Source organism: Pantoea agglomerans (genome assembly GCF_020149765.1).
GTDB classification, from domain to species: domain Bacteria; phylum Pseudomonadota; class Gammaproteobacteria; order Enterobacterales; family Enterobacteriaceae; genus Pantoea; species Pantoea alvi.
On sequence record NZ_CP083809.1, the window covers coordinates 15,600 to 40,994 of the forward strand.

23 protein-coding genes are annotated in these 25,395 nt (G+C 60.5%); 9 read left to right on the forward strand and 14 right to left on the reverse strand.

Translation table 11 applies throughout. The features are described from left to right. Positions 1–11: 11 nt before the first annotated feature. Positions 12–1,478, reverse strand: coding sequence for a hypothetical protein (locus LB453_RS02510; protein WP_103797169.1), 1,467 nt, complete (start codon positions 1,476–1,478; stop codon positions 12–14). Positions 1,479–1,715: 237 nt separating this feature from the next. Between LB453_RS02510 and LB453_RS02515 the strand changes: the two genes are divergently transcribed. Then, the gene (locus LB453_RS02515) at positions 1,716–3,170 is read left to right on the forward strand and encodes a PLP-dependent aminotransferase family protein (protein ID WP_103797116.1); all 1,455 of its coding nucleotides are present in this window, start codon (positions 1,716–1,718) and stop codon (positions 3,168–3,170) included. A 36-nt stretch (positions 3,171–3,206) separates the two neighbouring features. Here LB453_RS02515 and LB453_RS02520 read toward each other — a convergent pair whose 3' ends face one another. The 9 genes from LB453_RS02520 to LB453_RS02560 all read right to left on the reverse strand — a co-directional run bounded on the left by LB453_RS02520 (position 3,207) and on the right by LB453_RS02560 (position 12,320). After that, positions 3,207–4,460 (reverse strand): valine--pyruvate transaminase, encoded by a 1,254-nt coding sequence (locus LB453_RS02520; RefSeq protein ID WP_103797170.1) that lies wholly within the window; start codon positions 4,458–4,460, stop codon positions 3,207–3,209. Between the two features lie 77 nt (positions 4,461–4,537). After that, on the reverse strand, positions 4,538–5,509 hold the full coding sequence (gene ghrB / locus LB453_RS02525; RefSeq protein ID WP_103797117.1) for a glyoxylate/hydroxypyruvate reductase GhrB: 972 nt from the start codon (positions 5,507–5,509) through the stop codon (positions 4,538–4,540). Positions 5,510–5,581: 72 nt separating this feature from the next. Beyond that, on the reverse strand, positions 5,582–6,862 hold the full coding sequence (locus LB453_RS02530) for an MFS transporter (protein WP_103797118.1): 1,281 nt from the start codon (positions 6,860–6,862) through the stop codon (positions 5,582–5,584). Positions 6,863–6,897: 35 nt separating this feature from the next. Beyond that, positions 6,898–7,851 carry a sugar kinase gene (locus tag LB453_RS02535; protein ID WP_103797119.1) on the reverse strand — a complete coding sequence of 318 codons (954 nt, stop codon included), beginning with the start codon at positions 7,849–7,851 and terminating at the stop codon, positions 6,898–6,900. Between the two features lie 9 nt (positions 7,852–7,860). Next, positions 7,861–8,610, reverse strand: coding sequence for a sugar phosphate isomerase/epimerase family protein (locus tag LB453_RS02540; RefSeq protein WP_103797120.1), 750 nt, complete (start codon positions 8,608–8,610; stop codon positions 7,861–7,863). A gap of 138 nt (positions 8,611–8,748) precedes the next feature. Next, entirely contained in the window at positions 8,749–9,774 is a 1,026-nt protein-coding gene (locus tag LB453_RS02545; RefSeq protein WP_103797121.1) for a LacI family DNA-binding transcriptional regulator, read from the reverse strand. Between the two features lie 67 nt (positions 9,775–9,841). Further along, positions 9,842–10,828 (reverse strand): LacI family DNA-binding transcriptional regulator, encoded by a 987-nt coding sequence (locus LB453_RS02550; protein WP_103797122.1) that lies wholly within the window; start codon positions 10,826–10,828, stop codon positions 9,842–9,844. A 159-nt stretch (positions 10,829–10,987) separates the two neighbouring features. Further along, on the reverse strand, positions 10,988–11,650 hold the full coding sequence (locus tag LB453_RS02555; RefSeq protein ID WP_103797123.1) for an OmpA family lipoprotein: 663 nt from the start codon (positions 11,648–11,650) through the stop codon (positions 10,988–10,990). A gap of 88 nt (positions 11,651–11,738) precedes the next feature. Then, positions 11,739–12,320, reverse strand: a complete 582-nt coding sequence (locus LB453_RS02560; RefSeq protein ID WP_103797124.1) for a DNA-3-methyladenine glycosylase I — start codon at positions 12,318–12,320, stop codon at positions 11,739–11,741. Between the two features lie 141 nt (positions 12,321–12,461). Here LB453_RS02560 and LB453_RS02565 point away from each other — a divergent pair, with 141 nt between their 5' ends. The 5 genes from LB453_RS02565 to LB453_RS02585 all read left to right on the forward strand — a co-directional run bounded on the left by LB453_RS02565 (position 12,462) and on the right by LB453_RS02585 (position 16,584). Continuing rightward, on the forward strand, positions 12,462–13,151 hold the full coding sequence (locus tag LB453_RS02565) for an autotransporter (RefSeq protein WP_103797125.1): 690 nt from the start codon (positions 12,462–12,464) through the stop codon (positions 13,149–13,151). Between the two features lie 77 nt (positions 13,152–13,228). Beyond that, a complete protein-coding gene (locus tag LB453_RS02570) occupies positions 13,229–13,906 on the forward strand; it encodes a hypothetical protein (protein WP_103797126.1) in 678 nt (225 codons plus the stop codon). Between the two features lie 103 nt (positions 13,907–14,009). Then, positions 14,010–14,546: a primosomal protein DnaT gene (gene dnaT / locus LB453_RS02575; RefSeq protein ID WP_224481585.1), complete on the forward strand. Its 537-nt coding sequence runs from the start codon at positions 14,010–14,012 to the stop codon at positions 14,544–14,546. Beyond that, complete coding sequence (dnaC, locus tag LB453_RS02580; RefSeq protein WP_033793024.1) at positions 14,546–15,286, forward strand: DNA replication protein DnaC; 741 nt, start codon at positions 14,546–14,548, stop codon at positions 15,284–15,286. The genes dnaT and dnaC overlap by 1 nt, the downstream gene beginning before the upstream one ends. 173 nt (positions 15,287–15,459) lie before the next feature. Continuing rightward, on the forward strand, positions 15,460–16,584 hold the full coding sequence (locus LB453_RS02585; protein ID WP_103797128.1) for an ROK family protein: 1,125 nt from the start codon (positions 15,460–15,462) through the stop codon (positions 16,582–16,584). A 51-nt stretch (positions 16,585–16,635) separates the two neighbouring features. Here LB453_RS02585 and xylR read toward each other — a convergent pair whose 3' ends face one another. The 4 genes from xylR to xylF form a co-directional block, all read right to left on the reverse strand. Further along, positions 16,636–17,814, reverse strand: a complete 1,179-nt coding sequence (gene xylR, locus LB453_RS02590; RefSeq protein ID WP_103797129.1) for a D-xylose utilization transcriptional activator XylR — start codon at positions 17,812–17,814, stop codon at positions 16,636–16,638. Positions 17,815–17,906: 92 nt separating this feature from the next. Further along, positions 17,907–19,082: a xylose ABC transporter permease XylH gene (gene xylH, locus LB453_RS02595; RefSeq protein WP_103797130.1), complete on the reverse strand. Its 1,176-nt coding sequence runs from the start codon at positions 19,080–19,082 to the stop codon at positions 17,907–17,909. After that, on the reverse strand, positions 19,075–20,595 hold the full coding sequence (locus LB453_RS02600; RefSeq protein ID WP_103797131.1) for a xylose ABC transporter ATP-binding protein: 1,521 nt from the start codon (positions 20,593–20,595) through the stop codon (positions 19,075–19,077). The genes xylH and LB453_RS02600 overlap by 8 nt, the downstream gene beginning before the upstream one ends. Positions 20,596–20,624: 29 nt before the next feature. Continuing rightward, a complete protein-coding gene (gene xylF, locus LB453_RS02605) occupies positions 20,625–21,617 on the reverse strand; it encodes a D-xylose ABC transporter substrate-binding protein (RefSeq protein WP_103797132.1) in 993 nt (330 codons plus the stop codon). A gap of 341 nt (positions 21,618–21,958) precedes the next feature. Here xylF and xylA point away from each other — a divergent pair, with 341 nt between their 5' ends. From xylA to LB453_RS02620, 3 genes are all read left to right on the forward strand, one after another. Continuing rightward, on the forward strand, positions 21,959–23,281 hold the full coding sequence (gene xylA / locus LB453_RS02610) for a xylose isomerase (protein ID WP_224481586.1): 1,323 nt from the start codon (positions 21,959–21,961) through the stop codon (positions 23,279–23,281). 18 nt (positions 23,282–23,299) lie between these two features. Continuing rightward, complete coding sequence (gene xylB, locus LB453_RS02615) at positions 23,300–24,742, forward strand: xylulokinase (protein ID WP_103797134.1); 1,443 nt, start codon at positions 23,300–23,302, stop codon at positions 24,740–24,742. A 99-nt stretch (positions 24,743–24,841) separates the two neighbouring features. Further along, positions 24,842–25,381 carry a cysteine hydrolase family protein gene (locus tag LB453_RS02620; protein ID WP_103797135.1) on the forward strand — a complete coding sequence of 180 codons (540 nt, stop codon included), beginning with the start codon at positions 24,842–24,844 and terminating at the stop codon, positions 25,379–25,381. Positions 25,382–25,395: the final 14 nt, after the last annotated feature.

The following is a 25,395-nucleotide window of genomic DNA, read 5'->3' on the forward strand; positions in this document are numbered from 1 at the left end:
CCTTACCGGGATCAGCGCCCGGAGATCACTTCGGTCACGGTATCCTGCAGGACGCCGTGGTTTACCTGAATCACAGCCTTATGCGGATCGAAGCGCAGCACGCGCGACAGCGGATCGGCGCTTTTGCCCTCCAGCAGCGAGCTCACCTGACTGCTGCGCCAGCAGTGGCGCAGCTGAGCAAGATCCAGTCCGGAAAGCTGGCCAAGCTGCTGCGCCAGCGCCGCGTCGTCGCGTTCGCCGGCAAGCAGCTGGCGAATCGCCGCCTCGTCCAGCCCGATCTGCTGCTGCGTCAGCCAGCTGCGCAGCTGGCTGCCCTGCGCGATAAAGGGCGAATAGATCATGCAAACCAGCTGAGTGTCGTCGAGGCCAAACGTCTCTTCGGCGAAGCGCGCCGCGCGCTGGCGCTGCTGTTCAATCGCCGCGTCGTCGCGATAGCGCGCCGCCATTTCGGCGATCAGCTGAGGCGGAAAATCTTTCTGCTCCATGAGTCCCAGCGCGAAGCGGACATATTCGCGAATGCCTTCGGCGTAGCTGCGCTGCAAGAGCGTTTCCGCGCGCAGGCCGCGAATATGCGCCATCAGCGTCGGGTTGCCGCAGTCCGATTCAGAAAAGCTGAACATAAGCGGGTCAAAGCGGAAGCGCATAAAGTCGTTGAGCAGCGCCCAGTGCGCGCCGGCTTCATAGGCGGTGTCCTGGTAGATATTAAAGAACAGCGGATCGCGCGCTAGCTGATGCATGATGCGGCGCGCGGGCGTCACCGCCTCCTCGCCGTGAATAGCGGCCGAGTAGCGCAGGGCCACGCCGTCGAGCGTCTGCAAAAAGCCGCGAAAGCCCTGATCTTTCTCCGCCGTCGGCGCGTCAAACAGGCGCGAAAGGTGCCGCGCCCAGGCGACATAGGCGGTCTGCTCCTGCGGCGAATCGCCGGTGATAATCATGTCCACGCCGCCGTTATAGTGCGCCGCCAGGCCAAACGAGTTAACCATGCTGAGGTTACAGGCGTTGCAGAAGGTGGAGCGCGCGTCGGCGCGGAAGCGGTGGCCGTTCATCAGCACGTCGCTGCGGTTTTGCTGGCGCACCGAGGCGGGCAGGGGAAGATGACGTTCGAAAGGGCGGATCTGCTGGCCGTCGACGATCAGACTCTCTACGAAGGCGTCATGGTGAATAGCCAGCGCGCGGTAAACGCGGTCGATATTCTCCATCACGCTGTCGCTCATGGCGGCGTGGCGGTTGGTGCTGATGCGCAGGCGAAAGGTATCGCCGCGCTGCTGCCAGATCAGGCCCTGGATGTAACGCACGTAGGCCACCATATAGCTGCTGTCTTTCCCGCCGCCGTAGGCGAGCAGAACGCAGTTGCGCGACAGATGCTCGCTGTCCGGCAGGGCGGCAAGCAGGCGATGAGAGCACCGTTTAGCGGAATCGATGATTGCCGGCGTCAGGTAGCCTTCAATTTCTCTCATCATGGTGGACAGATTATTCATTTTTCGCGTTTTCCTTTGGCTGATAAATTCGTTTATCTGCATGGAACCTGCTGATTCCATGAAAAACAGGCCATTAAGCGGTGTAGCAATGAATGCCTGGGCGAAGGCGGACGTCAGGGAGCCGGACGCGGCAAACGAGACGGTTGCGCGTCATAAATAATTAAGAGATGCAGCCTAAAGTACTTTGAATGTACTCTCTTGAATACGCACAGATCAGTACGATATGGGGTGGAACAGATGCCCGGTGAAACGGACCAGCAGGAGAGTCAAAGCAGTCGTTACCGCCAGATAGCTGAGCAGATCAAGCAGGCTATCCGCAGCGGATCGCTGCTGCCCGACAGCCGGTTGCCTTCGGTGCGCACGCTGGCGACGCAGTACAGCGTCAGCCTGACGACCGCGCTAAAAACGCTGCGCACGCTGGAGGATGAGCGCTTTGCGGTGGCGAAGCCGAAATCGGGCTTTTTCGTCGCGGCGCGGCAGGGGCACCAGGAGACAGCGCCGACGCAGCTGGCACAGCCGCGGCTTGTTGCGCCGCTGGATGAACAGACAGAGATGCACCTGGCGATCCTCGGCTCGGAGTGCCGCGTTCGTCTCGACCTGGCGAACGGCGACAGCTCGCTCTATCCGGTTAAAAAAATCGGGCTGCTGATGCGCCAGATGGGATACAGCAAACCGGCGCTGTTGGGCAACACCGTTAAGGGCACCGGCTATTTGCCGCTTAAGCATGAAATCGCGCGTCGCGCGGTGGAGTACGGCTGCAATATCAGCGCCGACGATATTCTTATCACCAACGGCTGTATCGAGGCGGTGTCGCTGTCGCTGCGCGCCACGCTCAGGCCTGGCGACGTAGTGGCGGTAGAGTCGCCCTGCTACTTCGTGCTGCTGCAGATGCTGCATAATCTCAACCTGCGCGTGATCGAAGTTGACGCCGGGCCGGAAGGCTACGTCGACGTCGAAAAACTTACCGCCTTGTTTCGCCGCCGGGCGGTGCAGGCCTTTCTTACCATCAGCAACGTCAACAATCCGCTCGGCAAATCGATTCCCAACGAGCAGAAGGCCTATATCGCCCGTCAGGCCGATGAGAACGACGTAGTGATCGTCGAAGATGATATTTTTGGCGATACCGCATTTGGTGAGCGGCGGCCTTTTCCGATGCGCGCCTTTAGCCCCAACGCCATTCTCTGCAGCGGCTTTTCCAAAACCATTGCGCCCGGCATTCGCATCGGCTGGGTACACAGCGTCAACTACATGCGCAAGATCGCGTCGCTGAAATATACCTCGACCATGGGCACCTCAACGCTGTCGCAGGCGGCGATCGCCGAGCTGCTGCGCAGCGGCGGCTATGACGCCCATTTGCGCAAGCTGCGGCGCGAGCTGGCCGGCCAGATTCAGCAGATGCGTCAGTCGCTGCTGCGCGAATTCCCGCCGGGCACGCGCGTTTCAGAGCCGGAAGGAGGCTATGTGCTGTGGGTGGAGATGCCGCACCGGGCGCTCAACGTGCGTGCGCTGTTCCTCAAGGCGCGCAACGCCGGTATCGGTATTGCACCGGGCCATATTTTCGCCACCGACGATCGCTACGACCACTGTTTTCGGCTCAACGCCGGCTTCGGCTGGAATGAAGAGGTGGAGCAGGCGATCCGCCAGCTGGCGCAGTGGTGTCGGGAGTCGCTGGTGGAGGTGAAAGAGGGGTAAGCGCCGGACACGCCGGCGCACGTTTAAAACTGCGAATTAAAGCTGCTCTGCAAACGCCTTTTCAACCTCTTCCGCCAGAATCGTCACCGCGCGCTCAATATTCTCAGCGTCCGGTACATAGTTCATGCGCATGCACTGATGCGTGTGCGGCCACGCCTGCTCCAGACCGGGGAAGAAAAAGTGGCCCGGCACCATCAGAACGCCGCGCGCCTTAAGGCGCTGGTAAAGCGCTTCGGTGCTGATCGGCAGATCGCGGAACCATAGCCAGAGAAAAATCGCGCCTTCCGGCTTGTGGATCAGGCAGCGATCTTCTGACAGATGGCGGCGAAGAATAGCGATGGTTTCGGTCACTTTGGCCTGATAGAACGGCTTGATCACCTCCTCCGACAGCCGCAGCAGGTCGCCGCGCTGGATCATCTCCGCGGCGATCGCCGGACCGATACTGCCGGGCGCCAGGCTGATAATGCCGTTCATATTACTGAGGGCGCTGATGGTCTTTTCGTCGGCGACGATAATGCCGCAGCGCGCGCCGGGCAGACCGAGCTTCGACAGGCTCATGCAGAGAATAATATTGGGATTCCACAGCGGACGCGCGTCGCTGAAAATAATGCCGGGAAAAGGCACGCCGTAGGCGTTGTCGATCAGCAGCGGCACATCGTGCAGCTGCGCCAGCGCGTCGAGCTGCATCAGTTCGTCGTCGGTCACGACGTTGCCGGTCGGGTTGGTAGGACGCGACACGCAGATCAGGCCGATATCGTCATGCATCGGCAGATGTTCGAAATCAACGTGATATTTAAACTGGCCTTCCGGCAGCAGCTCAATATTGGGTTTGGCGGAAACGAACAGCCCTTCGTCCAGTCCGGCATCGGCATAGCCCAGGTATTCCGGCGCCAGCGGAAAGAGCACGCGCTTTTTGCTGCCGTCGGCGCGGCGGCCGGCGAACAGGTTAAACAGATAGAAAAATGCGCTCTGGCTGCCGTTGGTCAGGGCGATATTGTTCGCCGTAACCGGCCAGCCCAGTTCGCTGCTGAGCAGCGTCGCCAGCGCGTTCAGCAGCGTCGCTTTGCCGCGCGGGCCGTCATAGTTGCAGAGCGCTTCGCTCAGCTTGCCCTCGTGATGCATCTGCTGCAGCAGCTGCTGAAAATAATCATTCATCGCCGGGATCTGCGCCGGGTTACCGCCGCCGAGCATAATAGTGCCGGGGGTACGCAGGCCTGCGCCCATATCTTCCATCAGACGTGAGATGCCGGTGGGCTGGGTAAACTTGTCGCCGAACTGAGAAAAAGACATATAGAAGTTAAAAATGTGTGACGAATGGGGGATCAACGATAACGCCCGCCAGCGGCGGGCGCAATGGAAAGGGCAGATTACTTAAGTATGTCTGGGTTAACGCAGTTCTTTTCCACCTTGCCGGTCAGCGCGGCGATCAGGTTTTCCACCGCGTCCTGCGCCATGCCGTAGCGCGTTTCGTGGGTGGCGGAACCGATATGCGGCAGCGTTACCACATTAGGCAGCGAGAAGAGCGGCGACGCGGTCAGTGGCTCCTGCTCGAACACGTCGAGACCCGCCGCATGGATGGTGCCCTCTTTCAGCGCGGCGATCAGCGCCTCTTCGTCCACCACCGGGCCGCGTCCGGCGTTGATCAGGATGGCGCTCGGCTTCATCAGCTTCAGCTGTTCCGCGCTGATCATATGGTGCGTCTGCTCGGTCAGCGGCAGGCTGATGCAGACAAAGTCGCTCTCTTTCAGCAGCGTTTCCAGATCGCAGCGCTGCGCGCTAAAGCGCGACTGCGCCTCTTCATGTTCGCGACGCGCATTATAGAGAATCTTCATGCCAAAGCCGAAGTGCGCGCGCTGCGCCAGCGCCATGCCGATGCGGCCCATGCCGAGAATGCCGAGGGTCTTGTGGTGTACGTCGATGCCGAATTTATCCGGCCCGATGCTTTTGTTCCACTGGCCCGCTTTTACCCACGCGTCCAGTTCGGTGACGCGGCGCGCGCTGCTTAGCACCAGCGCCATCATGGTGTCGGCCACCGTTTCGGTCAGCACCGTCGGGGTATGCATCAGCAGCACATGACGCTGGTTGAGCGCCTCGACGTCGAAATTGTCGTAGCCTACCGATACGGTCGAACAGGCGCGCAGCTTCGGCATTTTTGCCAGCAGCTCGCCGTCGACCTTGCCGCCGGAGCCGATCAATCCCTCAGCCTGCGCCAGCGCGTCAGCGTGCTGCTGCTGGCTTTCCGGCGACAGATCTTTGATTTCGGTTACGCTGAAGTGGGCGTCGAGCCGGGCACGCAGATCGTCCGGCAGGCTTTTATACAGAATCACGGATGGTTTCATCGTTCGCTCCCTGTAAAACGTGTGACGGGCGACACGCAGGTCGCCCGGAGAAGAGGGTCAGCGCTTACGCTTTCAGGCGTGTTTCGCGCCGTGCAGCGGCGGCGTTTTGTTTTCCGCGGGCTTGACGATCAACGTCAGCCACACCGATACCAGCAGCGCTGCGCCCATGAAGATATAGGAGGCCGCCGGACTGCCCGTCGCTCCATTAAGATAGCCGACAATCCAGGAACCGACGAACGAACCGAGCGCGCCCATGCTGTTGATCAGCGCCATCGCGCCGCCGGAAACGTTGCGCGGCAGCATCTCTGGAATGATGGCGAAGAAGGGGCCGTAGGGCGCATACATAGCGCCGCCCGCGATCACCAGCAGCGCGTAAGAGAGCCAGAAGTTGTCGGAGCCGACCAGATAAGAGCCGAGGAACGCCAGCGCGCCAATCAGCAGCAGCGGCCAGACGAAAAGCTTGCGGTTCTGCATTTTATCCGACGCCCAGGAGACAACGATCATCGCGATGGTCGCCGCCAGATAAGGCACCGCCGACAGCCAGCCCGCTTCCACCATGCCCATCTCCGTGCCGTTGCGCAGAATCGACGGCAGCCACAGCACAAAGCCGTAGACGCCGATGCTCCAGGCGAAATACTGCATGCAGAGCAGGATAACGTTGCGGTTGCGGAACGCTTCGCTGTAGTTGCGCACCGCTTTGATATTCTCCTGCTCTTTTTTCAGCTGGGCGGCCAGCGCGGCTTTTTCTTCCTTGCTCATCCAGCGCGACTGCTCAGGCTTATCCTGCACCATAAACCACCAGGCGACAGCCCAGATCACCGCCGGGATCCCTTCGAAGATAAACATCTCGCGCCAGCCGAACGCGTCGATCAGATAGCCGGAAACCACCGACATCCAGAGCACCGTAACCGGGTTACCGAGGATCAGAAAGGTATTGGCACGCGAGCGCTCCGATTTGGTGAACCAGTTGCTGATATAGATCAGCATCGCGGGCATCACCGCCGCTTCCACTACTCCAAGGGCGAAGCGGATCGCCGCCAGCATCGGGATATTGCTCACCACGCCGGTCAGCGACGCGCAGACGCCCCACAGCACCAGGCACCAGAAAATCAGTTTTTTCACGCTGCGGCGTTCGGCGTAAACCGCGCCGGGGATCTGGAAAAAGAAGTAGCCGAGAAAGAAGAGCGCGCCCAGCAGCGAGGACATGCCCTTGGTGATGCCAAGGTCGTCGTTGATGCCGGCGGCAGAGGCGAAGCTAAAGTTTGCTCGATCCAGATACGCCAGACTGTAGGTGATAAACACGATGGGCATGATATACCACCAGCGTTTCGGCGCGATTGTCTGCGTTTTCATGCGGTTCTCCTCTGATATTACGGTTCGGATGCAGGCTAGAAATCGCCTAACTCGCTGCGCGTTGGCAGCCCTTCGCTGTCGCCGATCACCTGAATCGCCAGCGAACCGATTCTGTTGCCGCGCTTAATCGCCTGCGGCAGCGTTTTACCTTCCAGCAGCGCGCTGATCACGCCGACGGCGAAACCGTCGCCCGCGCCAACGGTGTCCACCACGTTCTCGACGCGGATCGCCTCAACCTGGCCCTGCTCGCCCTGCGCGGTTTTATACCAGGCACCGTCGCAGCCGGTTTTAATCACCACCGCTTTTACCCCTTTATCGAGGTAGAAATCGGCGATCGCTTCCGGCTGACGATAGCCGGTCAGGATATAGCCCTCTTTTTCGCCCGGCAGCACCCAGTCGGCATATTCCGCCAGGTGGTTGAGCTGCTGACGCATCTCCTCTTCGCTGCGCCACAGCACCGGCCGCAGGTTAGGATCGAAAGAGATGGTTTTGCCGCGCGCGCGCATCTCTTTCGCGCTGTGCTTCAGCAGCGCCAGCGAGCTGGCGGAGAGCGCCGCGGCGACGCCGCTCAGATGCAGATGGCGCGCGGCGCCGAAGTAGTCGCTGTTGAAATCGTCAACGGAGAGATAGCTGGCGGCGGAGCCTTTACGGAAATATTCCACCAGCGGATCGGAGCCGTCATCCACTTTGGATTTCAGCTGAAAGCCGGTGGGGTAGCGCGCGTCTTTCGTCACCTGACGGTGATCAACGCCTTCGCTCTCCAGCACCTGGCAAATAAAGCGGCCGAAGCTGTCGTCGCCGACGCGGCTTACCCAGCCGACCTTCAGACCGAGACGCGCCAGGCCGATGGCGACGTTAAGCTCCGCGCCCGCCGCGCGCTTGATAAAGGTTTCAGCGGCGGCGAGATCGCCGGTTTCACGCGCGACGAACATCGCCATCGCTTCGCCGATGGTGACGACGTCCAGCGCGCCGTTATGCAGAGTAGTCATCTTCTCTCCTTACAGAGTGCGCAGCAGCGACACGTAGTGGCGCGTCACTGCCAGCAGATCTTCGCCTTCCAGCGGGAATTCGATGCCGCGCGGGGCGTCGTTCGGCAGCTGGCGCAGCAGGCCGCGCCAGTCCGCGTTCGCCTCATCCAGCGCCACCGCGCGATAGCTGTCGCCGTGCGGCTCCGCCGCCTTGACGTGAATATAACGCACGAAACGCCCGAGCTGCGTCGCCGCCGCCTGCGCATTCTCCTGCGTCCAGAGCCAGTTGCCCATATCGAAGGTCATCGTCACCGGCAGGTTCGCCTGCTCCACCGCCTGGAAAAAGCGCAGCGAAGGCGCCAGCTTGCCGCTGAGGGTCTGATCGTTTTCTACCGTCAGCTCTGGCTGGTAGCGTTCGCCGATGGCGCGCAAATCCGCCGCGTGCAGCTCGCCGCTGAATCCGCCCAGCGCCAGCTTGAGGCGCTGCGCGTTGAGCTGCTGAGCTTCTTTAAGGTAGTTCTCCAGCTGGGGATTTAACGCGCCGTCGTCACAAAACAGCGTGTCGGGTACCGAGTAGCTGGCGCGCAGCTGATGGTGCTGAATGGCCTGGGCCAGCGCGGGCAGGTTGGCAAGCGTCGCGGCGTCAAAGAGTTCGCGACGGATTTCGACGCCGTCTGCGCCGGCCTGCTGGATCAGCGGCAGCAGGGCCTGCTGACCACCCAGCGCGGCGACCTGTTGCTGTCCGTAGGCGGCGGTCACCACAATAATTTCAGCGTTCATCGTCACTCCTGAAAGGCGCGTTAAGCAAAAGTTACAGGGAAAACGTTAATTGGAACCGGTTCCAAAGCAAAGGAGCAGAGGCTGAAACTATGATCGTGCTCACGAAGCGAGCACGAGAGAGGGAGAAAAGAGGAGGGGTCAGGCGAGAGGCTGGCTGGAGCCGCGCACCACCAGTTCGCCGGAAAATACCTGTTCGGCGGCGGGGCCGGCGCTGCCTTCGATGCGGGCGATCAGCCGCTCCAGCGCCGCATAGCCGATCTGCCAGGTGGGCTGGCGTAGCGTGGTAATACCGACGCCCGCCAGCGCCGCCCACTCCAGCTCGTCGAAGCCGAGCAGACCGATATTTTCGCCCCAGCGCAGGCCGACGCGCTGCATCGCGCGCGCAACCTGTAGCGTCATGGCGCCGTTCGCCACCATCACCGCCGCGCGTTTTCCGCGCTGGCGTTGCGCGTAGTCAAGCAGCAGCGCATCCAGCGCCGCGGGCTGATGCAGCGGCACCTCTGCGTTTTCGTGCGCAATGTGCGGCCAGGCGGCGAGGCGCTGACGGAACGCCTGCAGGCGTTCGCGGCGCGTGTTGACGCTGCCCAGCGGTTCGCTTAAAAACAGCAGCGCCTCATAGCCATTATCAAGCAGATGCTGCGTGGCGATCTCCGCGGCCTCGGCGTTGTTCAGGCCGACCACATCGCAGGCGAAATCGGGAATTTTGCGGTCGATAAGCACCATCGGCAGCAGCGACTGCTGCAGGCGGCTCAGCGCCTCTTCGCGCATGCCGACGGCGTTCACTACCACGCCTTCCACCTGATAGCTGCTCAGCAGCTGCAGATAGTGCTGCTCCAGATCGACTTCATTGTTGGTGTTGCACATCAGCAGCGTAAAGCCGCGCTCGCGGCAGGCGGCTTCGATGCCGCACATCACGTCGACGGAGTAGGGATTGGTGATATCCGCGATAATCAGCCCGATCAGCCGCGTGCGGCCGCGCTTCAGCCCGCGCGCCATCTGGCTGGGGCGATAGTCGAGTTCGGCAATCGCCTGTTCGATGCGGGCTTTTAAATCAGCGGAAAGAAGATGCTGCTCGCCGTTGAGATAGCGAGACACGCTGGTTTTACCGGTTCGCGCGCTGCGAGCGACATCGCTAATGGTGGCGCGAGGCGGTCTGTTCTTCATGTCGGTACCTGTAGAAAGAGAAACAGGCAGAGACTAGCACAGCCCCTGGCCGTCGCAAAAAGCACAATCAGCGTGGCGCGCTATCCAGCCAGGGCTGATGCAGCAGCTGAAGTGCCTCCAGCGGCGCGCCGTCCAGCATCTGCATCAGCATATCGGCAAGCTGGTCGCCGGTTTCGCGGTCGGAGGCCTGACGGATGGCGATCGTCGGAGCCTCAACAATCGCTTCGCGCGGTAGACCTTCCCAGGCATAGAGGCGGATCGCCTCGCGGCCGTGCAGCCGGTTCGCCTGCTGTACCGCCAGCGCCGCACCCTCTGCCAGCGCGCTGCTGTCGGTGATAATCGCCTGCAGCGACGCATCCCGCGCCAGCCAGGCTGCGGTTTGCTGGAAGCCAGCGCGGCGCGACGGCGGTACGGCGACAATATCGACCGGCGCAACGGCGCCCATCGCGTCAAGAAAACCCTGACGGCGGTCGCGGACAAACGTCGTGCCCTCGTCGCTGCCCAGCCAGGCGATGCGCGTCAGCCCCTGTTGCAGGCAGGCCTCAACCGCCAGGCGCGAGCCGCGGTGATGATCGACGTCCAGCCAGGCGTAGGGCTGCGGCAGGTCGCTGCGGCCGAGGGTAATAAAGCGAAAGTTTTTTTGCTGCAGGCTCAGCAGACGCTCATCCTGCGGCAGGGTATGGGTGACGATCAGCGCATCCAGCACGCGGCTGCGCAGCAGGCGGGTCAGGGTACGCGGCCCGTCATGGGGCTTATCCACCAGCAGCACCAGATCGATCTCCTGCTGCGCCAGGCGCTGATCGAGCGTCAGCAGCATTTCGCTGAAGCGGCAGTCGCTGACAGGCGACGTACTGACGGGAAAGACGAGCCCTACCGCGTTGGCGCGGCCGGTTTTCAGACGGCGCGCGGCGGCGTTGGGACGATAGCCGCGACGCTGCGCTTCTGCTTCGACGCGTTTCCGCGTTTCCTCCGCCACATCCTCATAGCCGTTCAATGCCCGGCTAACCGTGGTAACGGACAACCCTAATTCGCTGGCAATGGCTTTTAGTGACATGCTGGACGACTCGCTGAACACGTTTTTTTCACGCTAACATAAAGTCTGTTTTGGCACTACAGTATGGAGATCCTCCGCGCCTTTTTGTCGAAAAAAGCACGTAAAAAAAGTAAAAAAACGACATTACGATGAAAACGCCCCGAAACGGGGCGTTTTGCCTCAGCCGAGCGGGCTAAGCGTGATTTCCACGCGGCGGTTTTGCGCCTTGCCTGCTTCAGTGCTGTTGGTGGCGACCGGGTTATCCGGCCCCAGCCCCTGGGTGCGCAGACGATCTGCCGCGACGCCCTGGGTAATCAGCGCGCTGGCAACGCTCTCGGCGCGCTGCTGAGAGAGACGCATATTCAGCGCGCGCGAGCCGGTGCTGTCGGTATAGCCGGTCACGTTTACCGCGGTTTTCGGATACTCTTTCAGCACCATAGCGACGCCGGTCAGGGTATTGGCACCCGCCGCTTTCAGGCTGCTGCTGCTGGAGTCGAAGGTGACGTTATTCGGCATATTCAGCACGATATTGTCGCCCTGACGCGTCACGCTGACGCCGGTGCCGCGCATTTTTTCGCGCAGCTTGGCTTCCTGCACATCCATGTAGTAGCCGATGCCGCCGCCGAGCGCTGCGCCGGACGCCGCGCCAATTAGCGCGCCTTTGCCGCGATCTTTTTTCGACGAGGAGAGAACGCCGACGCCGGCGCCCATTAGCGCGCCCAGACCGGCGCCGATGCCGGATTTACCGGCCTGGGATTCGTTGGTGTATGGATTAACGGTACAGCCTGACAGTACCAGACTGCCGCTCAGTAACAGGCAAAGCGAAAACGATTTTTTATACATGCTCATTCCCTAAATCAAACAAAGACCTTACGTCTTTTAAGCGGCGAGATTATGCCGCTTAAGAAGGAAGAAGGGGTGAGGGAAACTCTTATTTTGTCTGGTTTGAGGATAAAAGGTTGTCAGGATGGCAAAAACAGTTGGTCTGATGATCGCTGATCAGCCCGCAGGCCTGCATAAAGGAGTAGCAAATTGTCGGGCCTACGAATTTAAAACCACGCTGCTTTAACGCTTTTGACAGCGCTATCGCCTGCTCTGAGGTGGTCGGCGCCTCTTTGTAGTTTGCAAAGTGATGCACAACCGGCTGGTTATCGACAAAACCCCACACGAAGCGCGCAAAATCTTCCCCTTTCGCCTCCATCGCCAGATAAGCGCGTGCGTTGTTGATAATGGCGGTAAGTTTGCCGCGATGGCGTATCAGACCGCTATCCTGCATCAGGCGCGCCAGATCTTCATCATCCATCTGGCTTACCGCCTGAGGATCGAAGGCGTGAAAGGCGCGCCGGTAATTTTCTCGCTTCTTCAGTACGGTGATCCAAGAGAGCCCCGCCTGCTGCCCTTCCAGGCAGAGCATCTCGAACAGCGCCTGTTTGTTATTTTGCGCAATGCCCCACTCGCGGTCGTGGTAGGCCAGGTAAAGCGGGTCCTCAGTGACCCAGCCGCATCGTTGCATCTTCAGTATCCTGATAAAGAGAAAATTTTGTGACGTCGCTTGATCTTACGTTTAGTCGGTTAATAGTTAAACAGCAGGCGTGATAAAACAGATTTTCACATAGCGCCGACTGGTCTCTTCAGCGTCGTCTGGAGTTTTTTCATGTTGCAGAAAAGAGAGTGTGCCAGCCAGCGCCTTGCGGCACTGGCGCTGAGTAGTGCGTTGCTTTTTTGTTCTGCAACGCCCCTGGTTGCCTGGAGCGGCGAGAGCCTGTTAGCGCCGGAGGATAATGCGCGCGATCGTCCCGATTACGACACCATCCTTGCGGAAAAAATCTCCCGAAATCTTCTGATCGTCGGCAACGATGCGCGCATGAATTTTCTGGAGGCGGCGCTGAATTCACCTCAGTCCCCCTTTACGCTGCGCGTCGAGCCTGTGCCAACCGGCACGCGCTACAGCGCGGGCTGGGATATGCCGCTGGGCGCTTCGCTGACGACCGGGCCGGTGGCGCAGTACGCGCCAGCGACCGTGCCGCTCAGCTGCCCGCAGTGCGACTTCAGCCGCGACGGCGTTGCCACCTTAGGCTGGCGCGTTGATTCCCAGCTGGCGTGGATCGCGCCTTACGCGCAGCTTAGCTATAGCTATCAGCCCGGCGATGGCGTGGCCGGCGAGGCGCGCGATCGGCTGCCGGATGATCCGGCCGCGCGCGAAGCGGGCTGGGTAGACGTCAGCGTCGGTGCGCATATTCAGCTGAATCACCATGTTGCGGCGTTCGCCGCCTTTTCGCAAAACGACGCGCTAAATAGCGGCGAGCAGTTTATTTACAGCCTCGGCGTTAGCGCCAGTTTTTAACAGGGTGGCATAAAATGAGAAAGGGTGAATAAGTAACGTCATATAATAAGCGCGCTAATCATAATGGTAATAATAATATGCGCGAACAAATTTCAATCCTCGGCCGTGAATGCGCGGCTTTTTTATTTGCAACACTGTTCCTTGTGCTGATGATGTCGGCCATCTATATCGACGTAAACTGGATGAACGACGCCATGCATGAAACCTCGATCACGGAGACGCTGCAGGAAGTGGTGCTCGCCTCCATCGCGGCGATGTTCTTCTGGTCGGCGCATCGGCGTTCCGCCCAGCGCGGCGCGCTGATCCTTATCGGCGGCTTTTACAGCTGTATGCTGATCCGCGAACTGGACTTTGTATTCGACGTCGTCGAGCACGGCAGCTGGATCTGGTTCGCGCTGGCGACCGCCGCGGCCTGCCTGGCGATGGCGCTGCGTTCGGTGCGCGACACGCTGGACGGGCTGGTCGCTTTCGTGACCAACCGCTGCTGGCTGATGACCGTCAGCGGCATGCTGATCGTGCTGGTGTTCTCCCGCCTGTTCGGCATGCATCAGCTGTGGCAGCACCTGATGCTGGACGGCTACAACCGCGTGGTGAAAAATATCGCTGAAGAGGGCACCGAGCTGCTGGGCTACAGCATGTGTTGGCTCGCCTCGACGCGCTACCTGTGGCAAACCCGTCCGGCCCGCGTCAGGGCAGAAGCCGCCAGGCCGGTTCAGAACGCGCTTTCCACTGAGTCCGCCTCCTGGTCCTCGTAACGCGCGCCTTTTTTGGCGATCCAGGGCGTTAAAAAAGGTACAATAAAGACTTGTGCGCCGGTGCTCTGCCGGCGCAGCGTGCAGGTCAACGTCAGGTTTCATCATGTCAGTCAAAATTCTTACTTCTACGCTTATTGGGCTGGACGCCTTTCGTCAGGATCCGCGTCAGGCGCTGCAGCAGGCGGAAAACGGCACGCTGGCGGTGCTGGATAATTACGCGCCGGCGTTTTATGCCGTGACGCCGGAGCGGCTGGCGCATCTGCTGGCGCTGGAGGCGGCCGCGGCGCATCCCAGCGACGTGACGCTGGACGACAGCCTGTATGACGATCTGCCCGCGACGCTGCCGACGCCGGCGGGCAAGTTCGCTATGTATGCTGGCTGGCAGCCCGACGCCGACTTTCAGCGCCAGGCCGCTATCTGGGGCGTGGCGCTAAGCGAGCCGGTCACCCCTGCCGAGCTGGCCGCTTTCGTCGCCTACTGGCAGGCGGAAGGCCGCCTGTTTCACCATGTGCAGTGGCAGCAGAAGCTGGCGCGCAGCGTGCAGATGAACCGCGCCGCCAGCGGCGGCCAGCCCAAACGCGATATTACGCAAATCAGCAATACTGATTACAACATTCCCGATGGGTTTCGAGGTGAGTAATGAAAACGCCGACCGATCTGTTCAGCCGTCTGAAAAAAATGATGCCCGCCAACGTCCAGCCAAAGTTCACCAGCGGTGAAGAGCTGCTGGCCTGGAACCAGGAGCAGGGGCGCCTGCGTTCGGAGTCTATCGTGCGTGAAAACCGCGCCATGAAAATGCAGCGCGTTATGGGGCGTTCCGGCATTCGCGAGCTGCATATGAACTGCTCGTTCGATAACTATCGCGTCGAGAACGAAGGGCAGCGCAGGGCGCTGACGATGGCGCGCCAGTATGCAGACGATTTCGAAGGCAGCATCGCCAGCTTCGTCTTTTCCGGCCGTCCTGGCACCGGCAAAAACCATCTGGCGGCGGCCATCGGCAACGACCTGATCCTGCGCGGCAAAAGCGTGCTGATCGTTACCGTCGCGGATCTGATGTCGAGCATGAAGGGCACCTTTAGCGGCGGCAGTGATATCACCGAAGAGCGCCTGCTGCAGGATCTCAGCAGCGTCGATCTGCTGGTGATTGATGAGATCGGCATGCAGAGCGAGTCGCGCTACGAAAAGGTGATTATCAACCAGATCGTCGATCGACGCTCATCGTCGAAACGTCCGACCGGTATGCTCTCTAACCTGGATCCCGCCGGTATGAATACTCTGCTGGGCGAGCGCGTGATGGACCGTATGCGTCTCGGCAACAGCATGTGGGTGCGCTTCGACTGGGAAAGCTACCGCAGCCGCGTGCGCGGCGACGAATATTAGTCGTTTTATCCTTTCCAGAAACCGGGCGCGTCCCGGTTTTTTTACGTCGGTATCCTTCCCTTCGCCCTCTGCTGCGACTTGTGTGAAACAGCGCGCAAAAGTGCCGGATAAGGGGCGTCGCGGCGCTGTTACACTTAAAGATACGTTGCCTGTCAGAAGAGCGCTGAAAAAATATGAGTAAAGGCCCTGCACTACTCAGACTTAATAACCAGAAGCGCGTGATGACGCAGCTCCGCCATTTGCGCGTGACGTCGCGTCAGGATTTAGCCCACATCTTGTCGCTCAGCAAAAACACCGTTTCGCTGATCGTGGACGAGCTGCTGGAAAAGTCGCTGCTTCACGAGCTGGGACCGATCAACGTGGCCGCCGCCGGCCGCCCGAAAATTGAAATCGCCCTCCGCCCGGAACAGCTGAAAAGCGCGGGCGTGATGGTGGAGCGCAACGCAATTTACTGCCGCGTCTGCGACTACTTTTCGCAGGTGATGGTGGAGCAGACGCGTCGCGTCGATACCGCTAACCCTAAAAAGCTGCTGGATGAGGTCGCGAACCTGTGCGGCGAACTCACGGAGAAGCATCCGCAGCTGCTGGGCATCGGGCTGGGTTTTCCCGGCATCGTCGATCCCGATCGCGGCTGGATGCACCTTTCGACTCATCTCGGCTGGCAGGATGTCGATCTGCTGACGCCGGTCAGGCAAAAGGTCAAGGTGCCGCTGCGCGTGATGAATAACGTCAAGGCCTCGGCGCTGCTGGCGGTGCAGCAGCTTGGGCTGAGATCGACAGGCAGCCACTTCTACCTGCGCATCGCCGAAGGCATGGGCGGCGCGCTGGTGCAGCAGGGCGAAGTCGTGACCGGTAATAGCTGGACCGCGGGCGAAGCGGGGCATCTCAGCGTGCAGCCGGACGGCCCGCGCTGCCGCTGCGGCCGTCAGGGGTGCGCCGAAGCGCTGATCAGCAAACCGGCGATTGAGCAGCAGCTCGCCCAGCGCCGTCCCGGCTTAAGCTGGCAGACGCGCGACGAGGCGCCGAAGGTGGTGGATGAGGTAATGCAGCAGGCGGGCGGCTTCCTTGCGAAGGCGATTGGCCAGATTATTCTGCTGCTGAATCCGGCGACGATTATTATCGACGCCCCCTGGAATGTGCATCCGCTGTTTTGCGATACGGTGCGCAAGCGGATCGAAGCGGGCACGCCAGCCTTCACTTTCCAGAACACCAGGCTGCACTTTTTGCAGACGCGCCTCGATCCGGCGGTAGGGCTGTCGCTGGCGGTGATTGAGCAGTTTGAACAGCGGCAGGGATAAAGAGAGAAGGTCTGAAGGCCGCGGCTTAGCCTTTATCACGCCGCCGCCCTTTTACATCACGCTATCACCGTGATGCTGTCGATACTCTTTCGGCGTGCTGGCGTAGCTTTTCTTAAATACCGAATAAAAATATTGCAGCGAAGGGTAGCCGCACATCTGGGAAATTTCATTAATGTTCAGCGAGGAAGAGGCCAGCAGCTCGCGCGCCTTTTCCAGTTTCTCGCGGTGGATCATGGCGTGAATCGTATCGCCGGTTTCATCGCGAAAGCGCTTCTCCAGATTAGAGCGCGACAGGCCGATCGCATCCAGCACCTGTTCGACCTTGATGCCTTTACAGGCGTTAAAGCGAATATAGTGCATGGCCTGGATCACGGCTGGATCGCGCAGCGAGCGGAAGTCGGTTGAGCGGCGGGCGATCACTTTGATCGGCGGCACCAGAATGCGCTGTAGCGGCAGCGGCTGTTTATCCAGCAGGCGATGCAGCAATTTGGCGGCCTGATAGCCCATCTGCCGCGTGCCCTGCGCCACAGACGACAGCGCAACGCGCGACAGATAGCGCGTCAGTTCTTCATTGTCGATGCCGATAACGCTCAGCTTTTCCGGCACCGGGATTTTAAGATATTCGCAGGCCTGCAGCAGATGACGCGCGCGCGCGTCAGTTACCGCGATAATACCGGTTTGCGGCGGCAGGGTTTGCAGCCAGTCGGCCAGCCGGTTCTGCGCATGCTGCCAGTTTTCCGGCGCGGTATTCATCCCCTGATAAACCACCCCCTGATAGCGCTCGCGCTGCACCAGCTGGCGAAAGGCGTGCTCGCGCTCCTGCGCCCAGCGCTTGCCGCCAGAGGCGGGCAGCCCGTAAAAGGCGAAGCGATTGATGCCCTTCTCTTTGAGATGAAGAAAGGCGCTCTCCACCAGCGCCGCGTTGTCAGTGGCGATATAGTGCACCGGCGGATAATCCTGCTGGCGATGGTAAGAGCCGCCGACGCCGACAATCGGCACCTCAACGTTCGCCAGCAGCTGCTCAATTGAGCTGTCGTCATAGTCGGCGATGACGCCATCGCCCAGCCATTCGCGGATATTCTCAATGCGGCAGCGGAAATCCTCCTCGATAAAAATATCCCAGTCGGTCTGCGACGCCTGTAAATACTCGCCGACACCCTCTACCACCTGACGGTCGTAGACCTTATTGGCATTGAACAGCAACGTAATGCGATAGCGTTTTTCATGCATAGTGGCGTGCTCTCCTGAATCCCAGCGCCATGCATAGCACAGCCGGATGAGCAGCAGAAATTGTTTGCGCCAGGTTGTGATCCCCGACGCGATCAGACCCGGCGACGCGTGGCGGTATCCATCCACACCGCCAGCAGCAGAATCGCCCCTTTAACGATGTACTGCCAGAAAGTGGGGACGTCCATCATGCTCATGCCGTTATCCAGCGAGGCCATGATAAAAGCGCCCATCACCGCCCCCGCGACCGATCCCACGCCGCCCGCCAGGCTGGTGCCGCCGATAACGCAGGCGGCGATAGCGTCCAGCTCGGCGATATTGCCCGCCGACGGCGAACCGGCGCCGAGGCGCGAACTCAGGATCAGACCGGCGATCGCCACCATTACGCCGTTGATGGCGAACACCGCAAGTTTAGTGCGCGCCACGTTAATTCCCGACAGCCGCGCGGCGTCCAGATTGCCGCCGATGGCGTAGATGCGGCGGCCAAAGGCGGTGCGCGTCGCCATAAACATGCCGCCCAGCAGCAGCAAAGCCAGCAGCAGAACCGGCGTCGGCACGCCGCGATAGTCATTCAATAGCCAGATCGCACCCAGCACCAGCACCGCGGTAAGCGCCTGACGCGCCACCGTGCCGCCCGCGGCGGACTGCGTCAGCCCGAGCTGCTGACGGCGCAGCCGCAGCCGCCACTGCCACAGCATAAACAGCGCCAGACCGGCGATGCCGAAACCGAAGCCGACGCCGTCCGAAAGATAGCTCTGCCCAATCTGCGACATCGCGGGCGTGGTTGGCGCGACCGTGGTGCCGCTGGTGATCCCTACCAGAATGCCGCGGAACGCCAGCATGCCGGCCAGAGTAACGATAAATGACGGCACTTTGCGGTAGGCGACCCACCAGCCGTTCCAGCTGCCCAGCAGCAGCCCCATCAGCAGCGTCACCGCGATTGTCAGCGGCAGCGGCCAGCCGAGCCAGACGTCGAAAATCGCCGCCGCGCCGCCCAGCAGGCCCATCATCGAGCCCACCGACAGATCGATCTCCGCCGAAATAATGACGAACACCATACCGACCGCCAGAATGCCGGTGATCGCGGTCTGCCGCAGCAGGTTAGAGACGTTGCGCGGGCTGAGCCAGGCGCCGTCGGTGGTCCAGGTGAAAAACAGGGCGATGACCAGAATGGCGCCCAGCATCACCAGCACCTGTAGATTGGGCAGCGAGAATTTCCCCGGTGACGGCGCGCCCGGCAGCGTGCCCTGACGACTTTCGGTTTTAAGCATAATGTTCACTCCGCAGGGCCGCTTCCATCACTTGCTCCTGAGTCAGGTTGTTGTTTATCAGATCGGCTTTGATCCGCCCTTCGTGCATCACCAGAACGCGATCGCTCATGCCCAGCACTTCGGGAAGTTCAGATGAGATAACGATCACGGCGATCCCCTGCTGCACCAGGCTGTTGATCAGCAGATAGATCTCCTGGCGGGCGCCGACGTCAATACCGCGCGTCGGCTCGTCGAGGATCAGGATTTGCGGGTTCAGCAGCAGACATTTGGCGATAATCGCCTTTTGCTGGTTGCCGCCGCTCAGCCGGCCGATCGCCAGCTCCGGCGACGAGGTTTTAACCCGCAGACGCGCAATAGCGTCGTTGATGACGTGCTGCTCGCGCGTCTCGTCCAGCGGCGCGAAGCGGCGGCTGAACTGGTCCAGCGCTGCGAGGGTAATGTTTTTACCAACGCCCATCAGCGGCACGATGCCATCTTTTTTGCGATCCTCCGGCACCATGGCGATGCCCTGAGCGATCGCCTGCTGGCAGTCGCGAATTTGCACCTTCTTGTCGTTAATCCAGATATCGCCCTCCCAGCGTCCCGGCCAGACGCCGAACAGGCACTGAACCGTTTCGGTGCGGCCGGCGCCCACCAGCCCGGCGATACCGAGGATCTCGCCGCGCTTCAGGGTGAAGGAGACGTCGTTAACGCGGCGCACGTGCCGGTTAACCGGATGCCAGGCGGTCAGGTGTTCAACCCGCAGCACCGTCTCGCCGATGGCGTGCCGCTGATGGGGATAGAGCGCGGTCAGCTCGCGTCCCACCATCATGGTAATAATGTCATCCTCGCTGAGTCCGGCAGCCGGACGAGTGGCGATAGGCTTGCCGTCCCGGATGACGCAGATGGTGTCGGAGATCGCTTTCACTTCGTTCAGCTTGTGGGAGATATAGATACAGGCGATGCCGTGATCGCGCAGGTTATTGATAATGCTCAGCAGCACCTCGGTTTCACGCTCGGTCAGCGACGAGGTTGGCTCATCGAGTATCAGCAGCCGCACCTGCTTATTGAGCGCGCGGGCGATCTCCACCAGCTGCTGCTGACCCAGCCCCAGATCGCCGACCCGGGCATCAGGCGAGACGTCGAGGCTGACGCGCGCCAGCAGCTGCTGACAGCGCAGCGTCATGGTTTCGTCGTCGACGATGCCGAAGCGGCCCAGCTCTGCGCCGAGAAAGATGTTCTCCATAACCGTCAGCTGCCGCACCAGCGCCAGCTCCTGATGGATAATCACAATTCCCCTGCGTTCGGTGTCGCGGATGGTCTGCGCCTGAATCTGGTCGCCAGCGAAATAGATCTCTCCGTCGAACTCGCCGTGCGGGTAGAGCCCGCACAGGATTTTCATCAGCGTGGATTTGCCCGAGCCGTTTTCGCCGCACAGCGACATCACTTCGCCGCTATCCAGCCGCAGGCTGACGTTATCCAGCGCCTTCACCGCGCCGAAACGCTTGGTGATATTGTTCATTTCCAGCAGCATCGATTTCTCCTCTTCGCGGTCGCGCGCGCTCAGAGCTCGCTCTTTTTATGGAAACCGTCTTTCACCACGGTGCTGTCGATATTCTCTTTATTGACCGGAATCGGCGTCAGCAGTCGCGAAGGCACCTCTTTCAGACCGTTATTTAGCTTGCCGTTGCTGGCGGGCATTTTGTCGTTGCCCAGCTCAATGGCGATATTGGCCGCCTCAGTTGCGAGCTGGGTAATGGGTTTATAGACGGTCATGGTTTGCGTGCCGTTGATGATGCGCTTGATGGCGGCGAGATCGGCGTCCTGGCCGGAGATGGCGACTTTGCCCGCCAGCCCCTGCGCGCTGAGCGCCTGAATGGCGCCGCCTGCGGTGGCGTCGTTGGAGGCGACCACGGCGTCGATATGGTTGCTGTTGGCGGTCAGGGCGTTTTCCATGATTTTCAGCGCGTTTTCCGGCAGCCAGGCGTCGACCCACTGGTCACCGACAACCTTAATGCTGCCGTTGTCGATATAGGGTTTCAATACCTTCATCTGACCGGCGCGGAACAGGTGCGCGTTATTATCCACTGGCGATCCGCCCATCAAAAAATAGTTCCCTTTTGGCACCTGCTTAACAATACTTTCCGCCTGCAGCTCGCCGACTTTTTCATTATCGAATGAAATATAAAAGTCGATATCCGCGTTATTTATCATGCGGTCATAGGCCAGCACTTTAATGCCTTCGCGTTTCGCTTCTGCGACGACGTTGCTTAATACCTGGCCGTTGTAGGGAATGATCACCAGCACGTCGACGCCGCGGTTAATCATATTTTCTATTTGCGACATTTGCGTTTCTTCATTGCCGTTGGCCGACTGCACGAACACTTTCGCGCCCTGCGATTCCGCCTGCTTCACAAAGATGTCGCGATCTTTTTGCCAGCGCTCCAGGCGCAGATCGTCAATCGCCATGCCGATCTTCACTTCTTTCGCGGCACCAACGTGACTGAAAAGCGCCAGCGCGGCGCAGGCGGCTAACAGCGTAAGTTTCATTTTCATGATGTTCATCCTGTCTGTAGGTTGAGGCTGTTGTCGTTATCGCATGGGTCCAGGCGCTTGAATTGTTGTCCTGGCTTTCCGGCAACATCAATTACTGATTTTTATCCGGCGATTACGTTTTTTGGTTTATTTCTGTTTTTATGAGCGGGATCGAGATTTAACGCTTTTAAGAGCAGCGGAGGGCGCCTGAGCGCGATGTTGCTATTAATTTGCGAACGGGCGCACAAATATTAATTATCTCAAGCGCGGTGTGAAATATCGTAATTGAGCCAGCGGAAAAGGCGGCAGCAATATATGGACACACGGCCAACTGACCGGATTTTCACGCTAAGGAGCGAAACATGCACGCCTATTTCGACCAGATCGAACGCGTTCGTTTTGAAGGGATAAAGAGCACTAATCCACTGGCTTTTCGCCACTACAATCCTGACGAGGTGATCCTCGGTAAAACCATGGCCGAACACCTGCGTTTCGCCGCCTGCTACTGGCACACCTTCTGCTGGAACGGCGCGGATATGTTCGGCGTTGGCGCCTTTGACCGCCCGTGGCAGAAGAGCGGTGACGCCCTGCAGCTGGCGAAGCTGAAGGCGGACGTGGCGTTTGAGTTCTTTCACAAGCTGAACGTACCTTACTACTGCTTTCATGACGTCGACGTCGCGCCGGAAGGGGACTCGCTGCGCAGCTATCAGGAAAATTTCGCGGTCATGACCGACAAGCTGCTGGAAAAACAGCAGGAGAGCGGCGTGAAGCTGCTGTGGGGCACCGCCAACTGTTTTACCCATCCGCGCTACGGCGCCGGCGCGGCGACCAGTCCCGATCCAGAGATCTTCGCCTGGGCGGCGAGCCAGGTGTGCAGCGCCATGCAGGCGACGCAGACGCTGGGCGGGGAAAACTACGTGCTGTGGGGCGGCCGTGAAGGATATGAAACCCTGCTGAATACCGATCTGCGCCAGGAGCGCGAGCAGATTGGCCGCTTTATGCAGATGGTGGTAGAGCACAAGCATAAAATCGGCTTTCAGGGCATGCTGCTAATCGAGCCGAAGCCGCAGGAGCCGACCAAACATCAGTATGATTATGATGTGGCAACGGTTTACGGCTTTCTGAAGCAGTTCGGACTGGAGAAAGAGATCAAGGTTAACGTCGAGGCGAACCACGCCACGCTGGCGGGCCACTCGTTTCATCATGAGATCGCCACCGCTATCGCGCTGGGCATTTTCGGTTCGGTGGACGCCAACCGCGGCGACGTGCAGTGTGGCTGGGATACCGACCAGTTCCCGATCAGCGTCGAAGAGAACGCGCTGGTGCTCTACGAAATTATTAAAGCGGGCGGTTTCACCACCGGCGGCCTGAACTTCGATGCCAAAGTACGTCGCCAGAGCACCGACAAATATGACCTCTTCTACGGCCATATCGGCGCGATGGATACCATGGCACTGGCGCTTAAAGCCGCGGCGCGCATGGTGGAGGCGGGCGAGCTGGACCAGCGCGTGGCGCAGCGTTACAGCGGCTGGAACGGTGAGTTTGGCCAGCAGATCCTCAAGGGCGAGTTTTCCCTCGCCTCGCTGGCGGCCCATGCTCAGCAGCAGCCGTTCAATCCGCAGCATCAAAGCGGGCGCCAGGAGCAGCTGGAGAACCTGGTGAACCACTATCTTTATGATTTCTGAGATAAGCGGGAGTAAGGCATGTATATCGGGATCGATTTAGGCACGTCCGGGGTCAAGGTGGCGCTGCTGGATGCGCAGGGTGAGGTGGCGGCGGTCAGCAGCGCGCCGCTGCAGGTGTCGCGCCCGCACGCGCTCTGGAGCGAGCAGGATCCCGAAAGCTGGTGGCTGGCGACCGACCAGGCGATGCAGGCGCTGGCGCAGCAGCATGCGCTCGGCGAGGTAAAGGCTATCGGCCTGAGCGGCCAGATGCACGGCGCGACGCTGCTGGACAGCGAGCATCGCGTGCTGCGTCCGGCCATTTTATGGAACGACGGGCGCAGCGGCGAACAGTGCCGTGAATTAGAGCAGCGCGTGCCCGCGTCGCGCCAGATCACCGGCAACCTGATGATGCCCGGCTTTACCGCGCCCAAACTGCTGTGGGTGCGGCAGCATGAGCCAGAGATTTTTCAGCGGGTGGCGAAGGTGCTGCTGCCGAAAGACTACCTGCGCTGGCGGCTGAGCGGCGACTTCGCCAGCGACCTCTCCGATGCGGCAGGCACGATGTGGCTGGACGTGGCGCGCCGCGACTGGAGCGACCTGATGCTCGACGCCTGCGGACTGACGCGTGACCATATGCCAGCGCTGTTTGAAGGCAACGCCGTTACCGGCGTGCTGAGTGACGCGATCGCGGCGCGCTGGGGTATGTCGGCGGTGCCGCTGGTGGCGGGCGGCGGCGATAACGCCGCGGGCGCGGTGGGGGTCGGCATGACCGAGCCGGGGCAGGGGATGCTGTCGCTCGGCACCTCCGGCGTCTATTTCGTGGTCAGCGACGGCTACCTCAGCAATCCGCAGCGTGCGGTGCACAGCTTCTGCCATGCGCTGCCGCAGCGCTGGCATCTGATGTCGGTTATTCTCAGCGCCGCCGCCTGTCTCGACTGGGCGGCCGCGCTGACCGGCTGCGCCGACGTGCCGCAGCTGCTGGCGGAAGCGGAGCGCGCCGATGACAGCGCGCCACCGCTCTGGTTTCTGCCCTATCTCTCCGGTGAACGCACGCCCCATAACAACCCGAAGGCGACGGGCGTTTTCTTTGGCCTGACGCACCAGCATGGTCGGCCTGAGCTGGCGCGAGCGGTGCTGGAAGGCGTTGGCTACGCGCTGGCGCAGGGCATGGACGCGGTGCATGAGCGCGGCGTCACGCCCTCCAGCATTATGCTGATCGGCGGCGGGGCGCGCAGCGCGCTGTGGCGTCAGATGCTGGCCGATATCAGCGGCCAGACGCTCGACTACTGTCAGGGGGGCGAGGTCGGCCCGGCGCTGGGCGCGGCGCGGCTGGCGCAGCTGGCGATCGAGCCGCAGACTACCCTGCCTGCCCTGACGCGGGTGCAGCGCCATCAGCCCGATGCAGCGCGCTATCAGCGCTATCAGCCGCTGCGTGATACCTTTGCCCGCCTCTACGCGCAGCTTGCCCCGCTGATGCAGTAACGCTGTCCCGTATTGTCGCCATCTTGTCCCGATTTGGCCTTCTTCCTGCGCGTCAGGCCCGTCATGATGGGCCTGAGTTCATTTCCCAGGAGGCCGAAAATGGCACAGGCAGCGCTGTTGGTGATCGATGTTCAGCAATCTTTTTTACACCGTGATTTCTGGCAGGAGGCGGATGTTCCGGCGTTTCAGCGCAATATCAGCGCGCTAATCGAAGGGTGCCAGGCGAAAGGGATGCCGATTGTGGATGTATTTCACGTCGCGCCGCAGGGCCCCTTCTCGCTGGCGTCCGGCTGGGTGAAGCGCATGACTTTTTTGCAGCATGCGGCGACGTTCAGCGTGCATAAACATGTACACAACGCGCTGACGGAGTCCGGGCTGCTGCCCTGGCTACAGGCGCGTGCAGTCGATACCCTGATTATCAGCGGCATCCGCACCGAACAGTGCTGCGAAACCACCGCGCGCGTGGCGTCCGATCTCGGTTTTAAGGTACTGTTTGTCTCCGAAGCGACGCTGACCTTCCCGATGACCCACAACGGCATCACGCTCAGCAGCGCCGAACTGATTCACCGTACCGAAACCGTGCTGGCCAACCGCTTTGCCGAGGTGGTGAGCGTGGAAGCGTGCCTGGCGCGCGTCTGACAACAAGGAGTGGC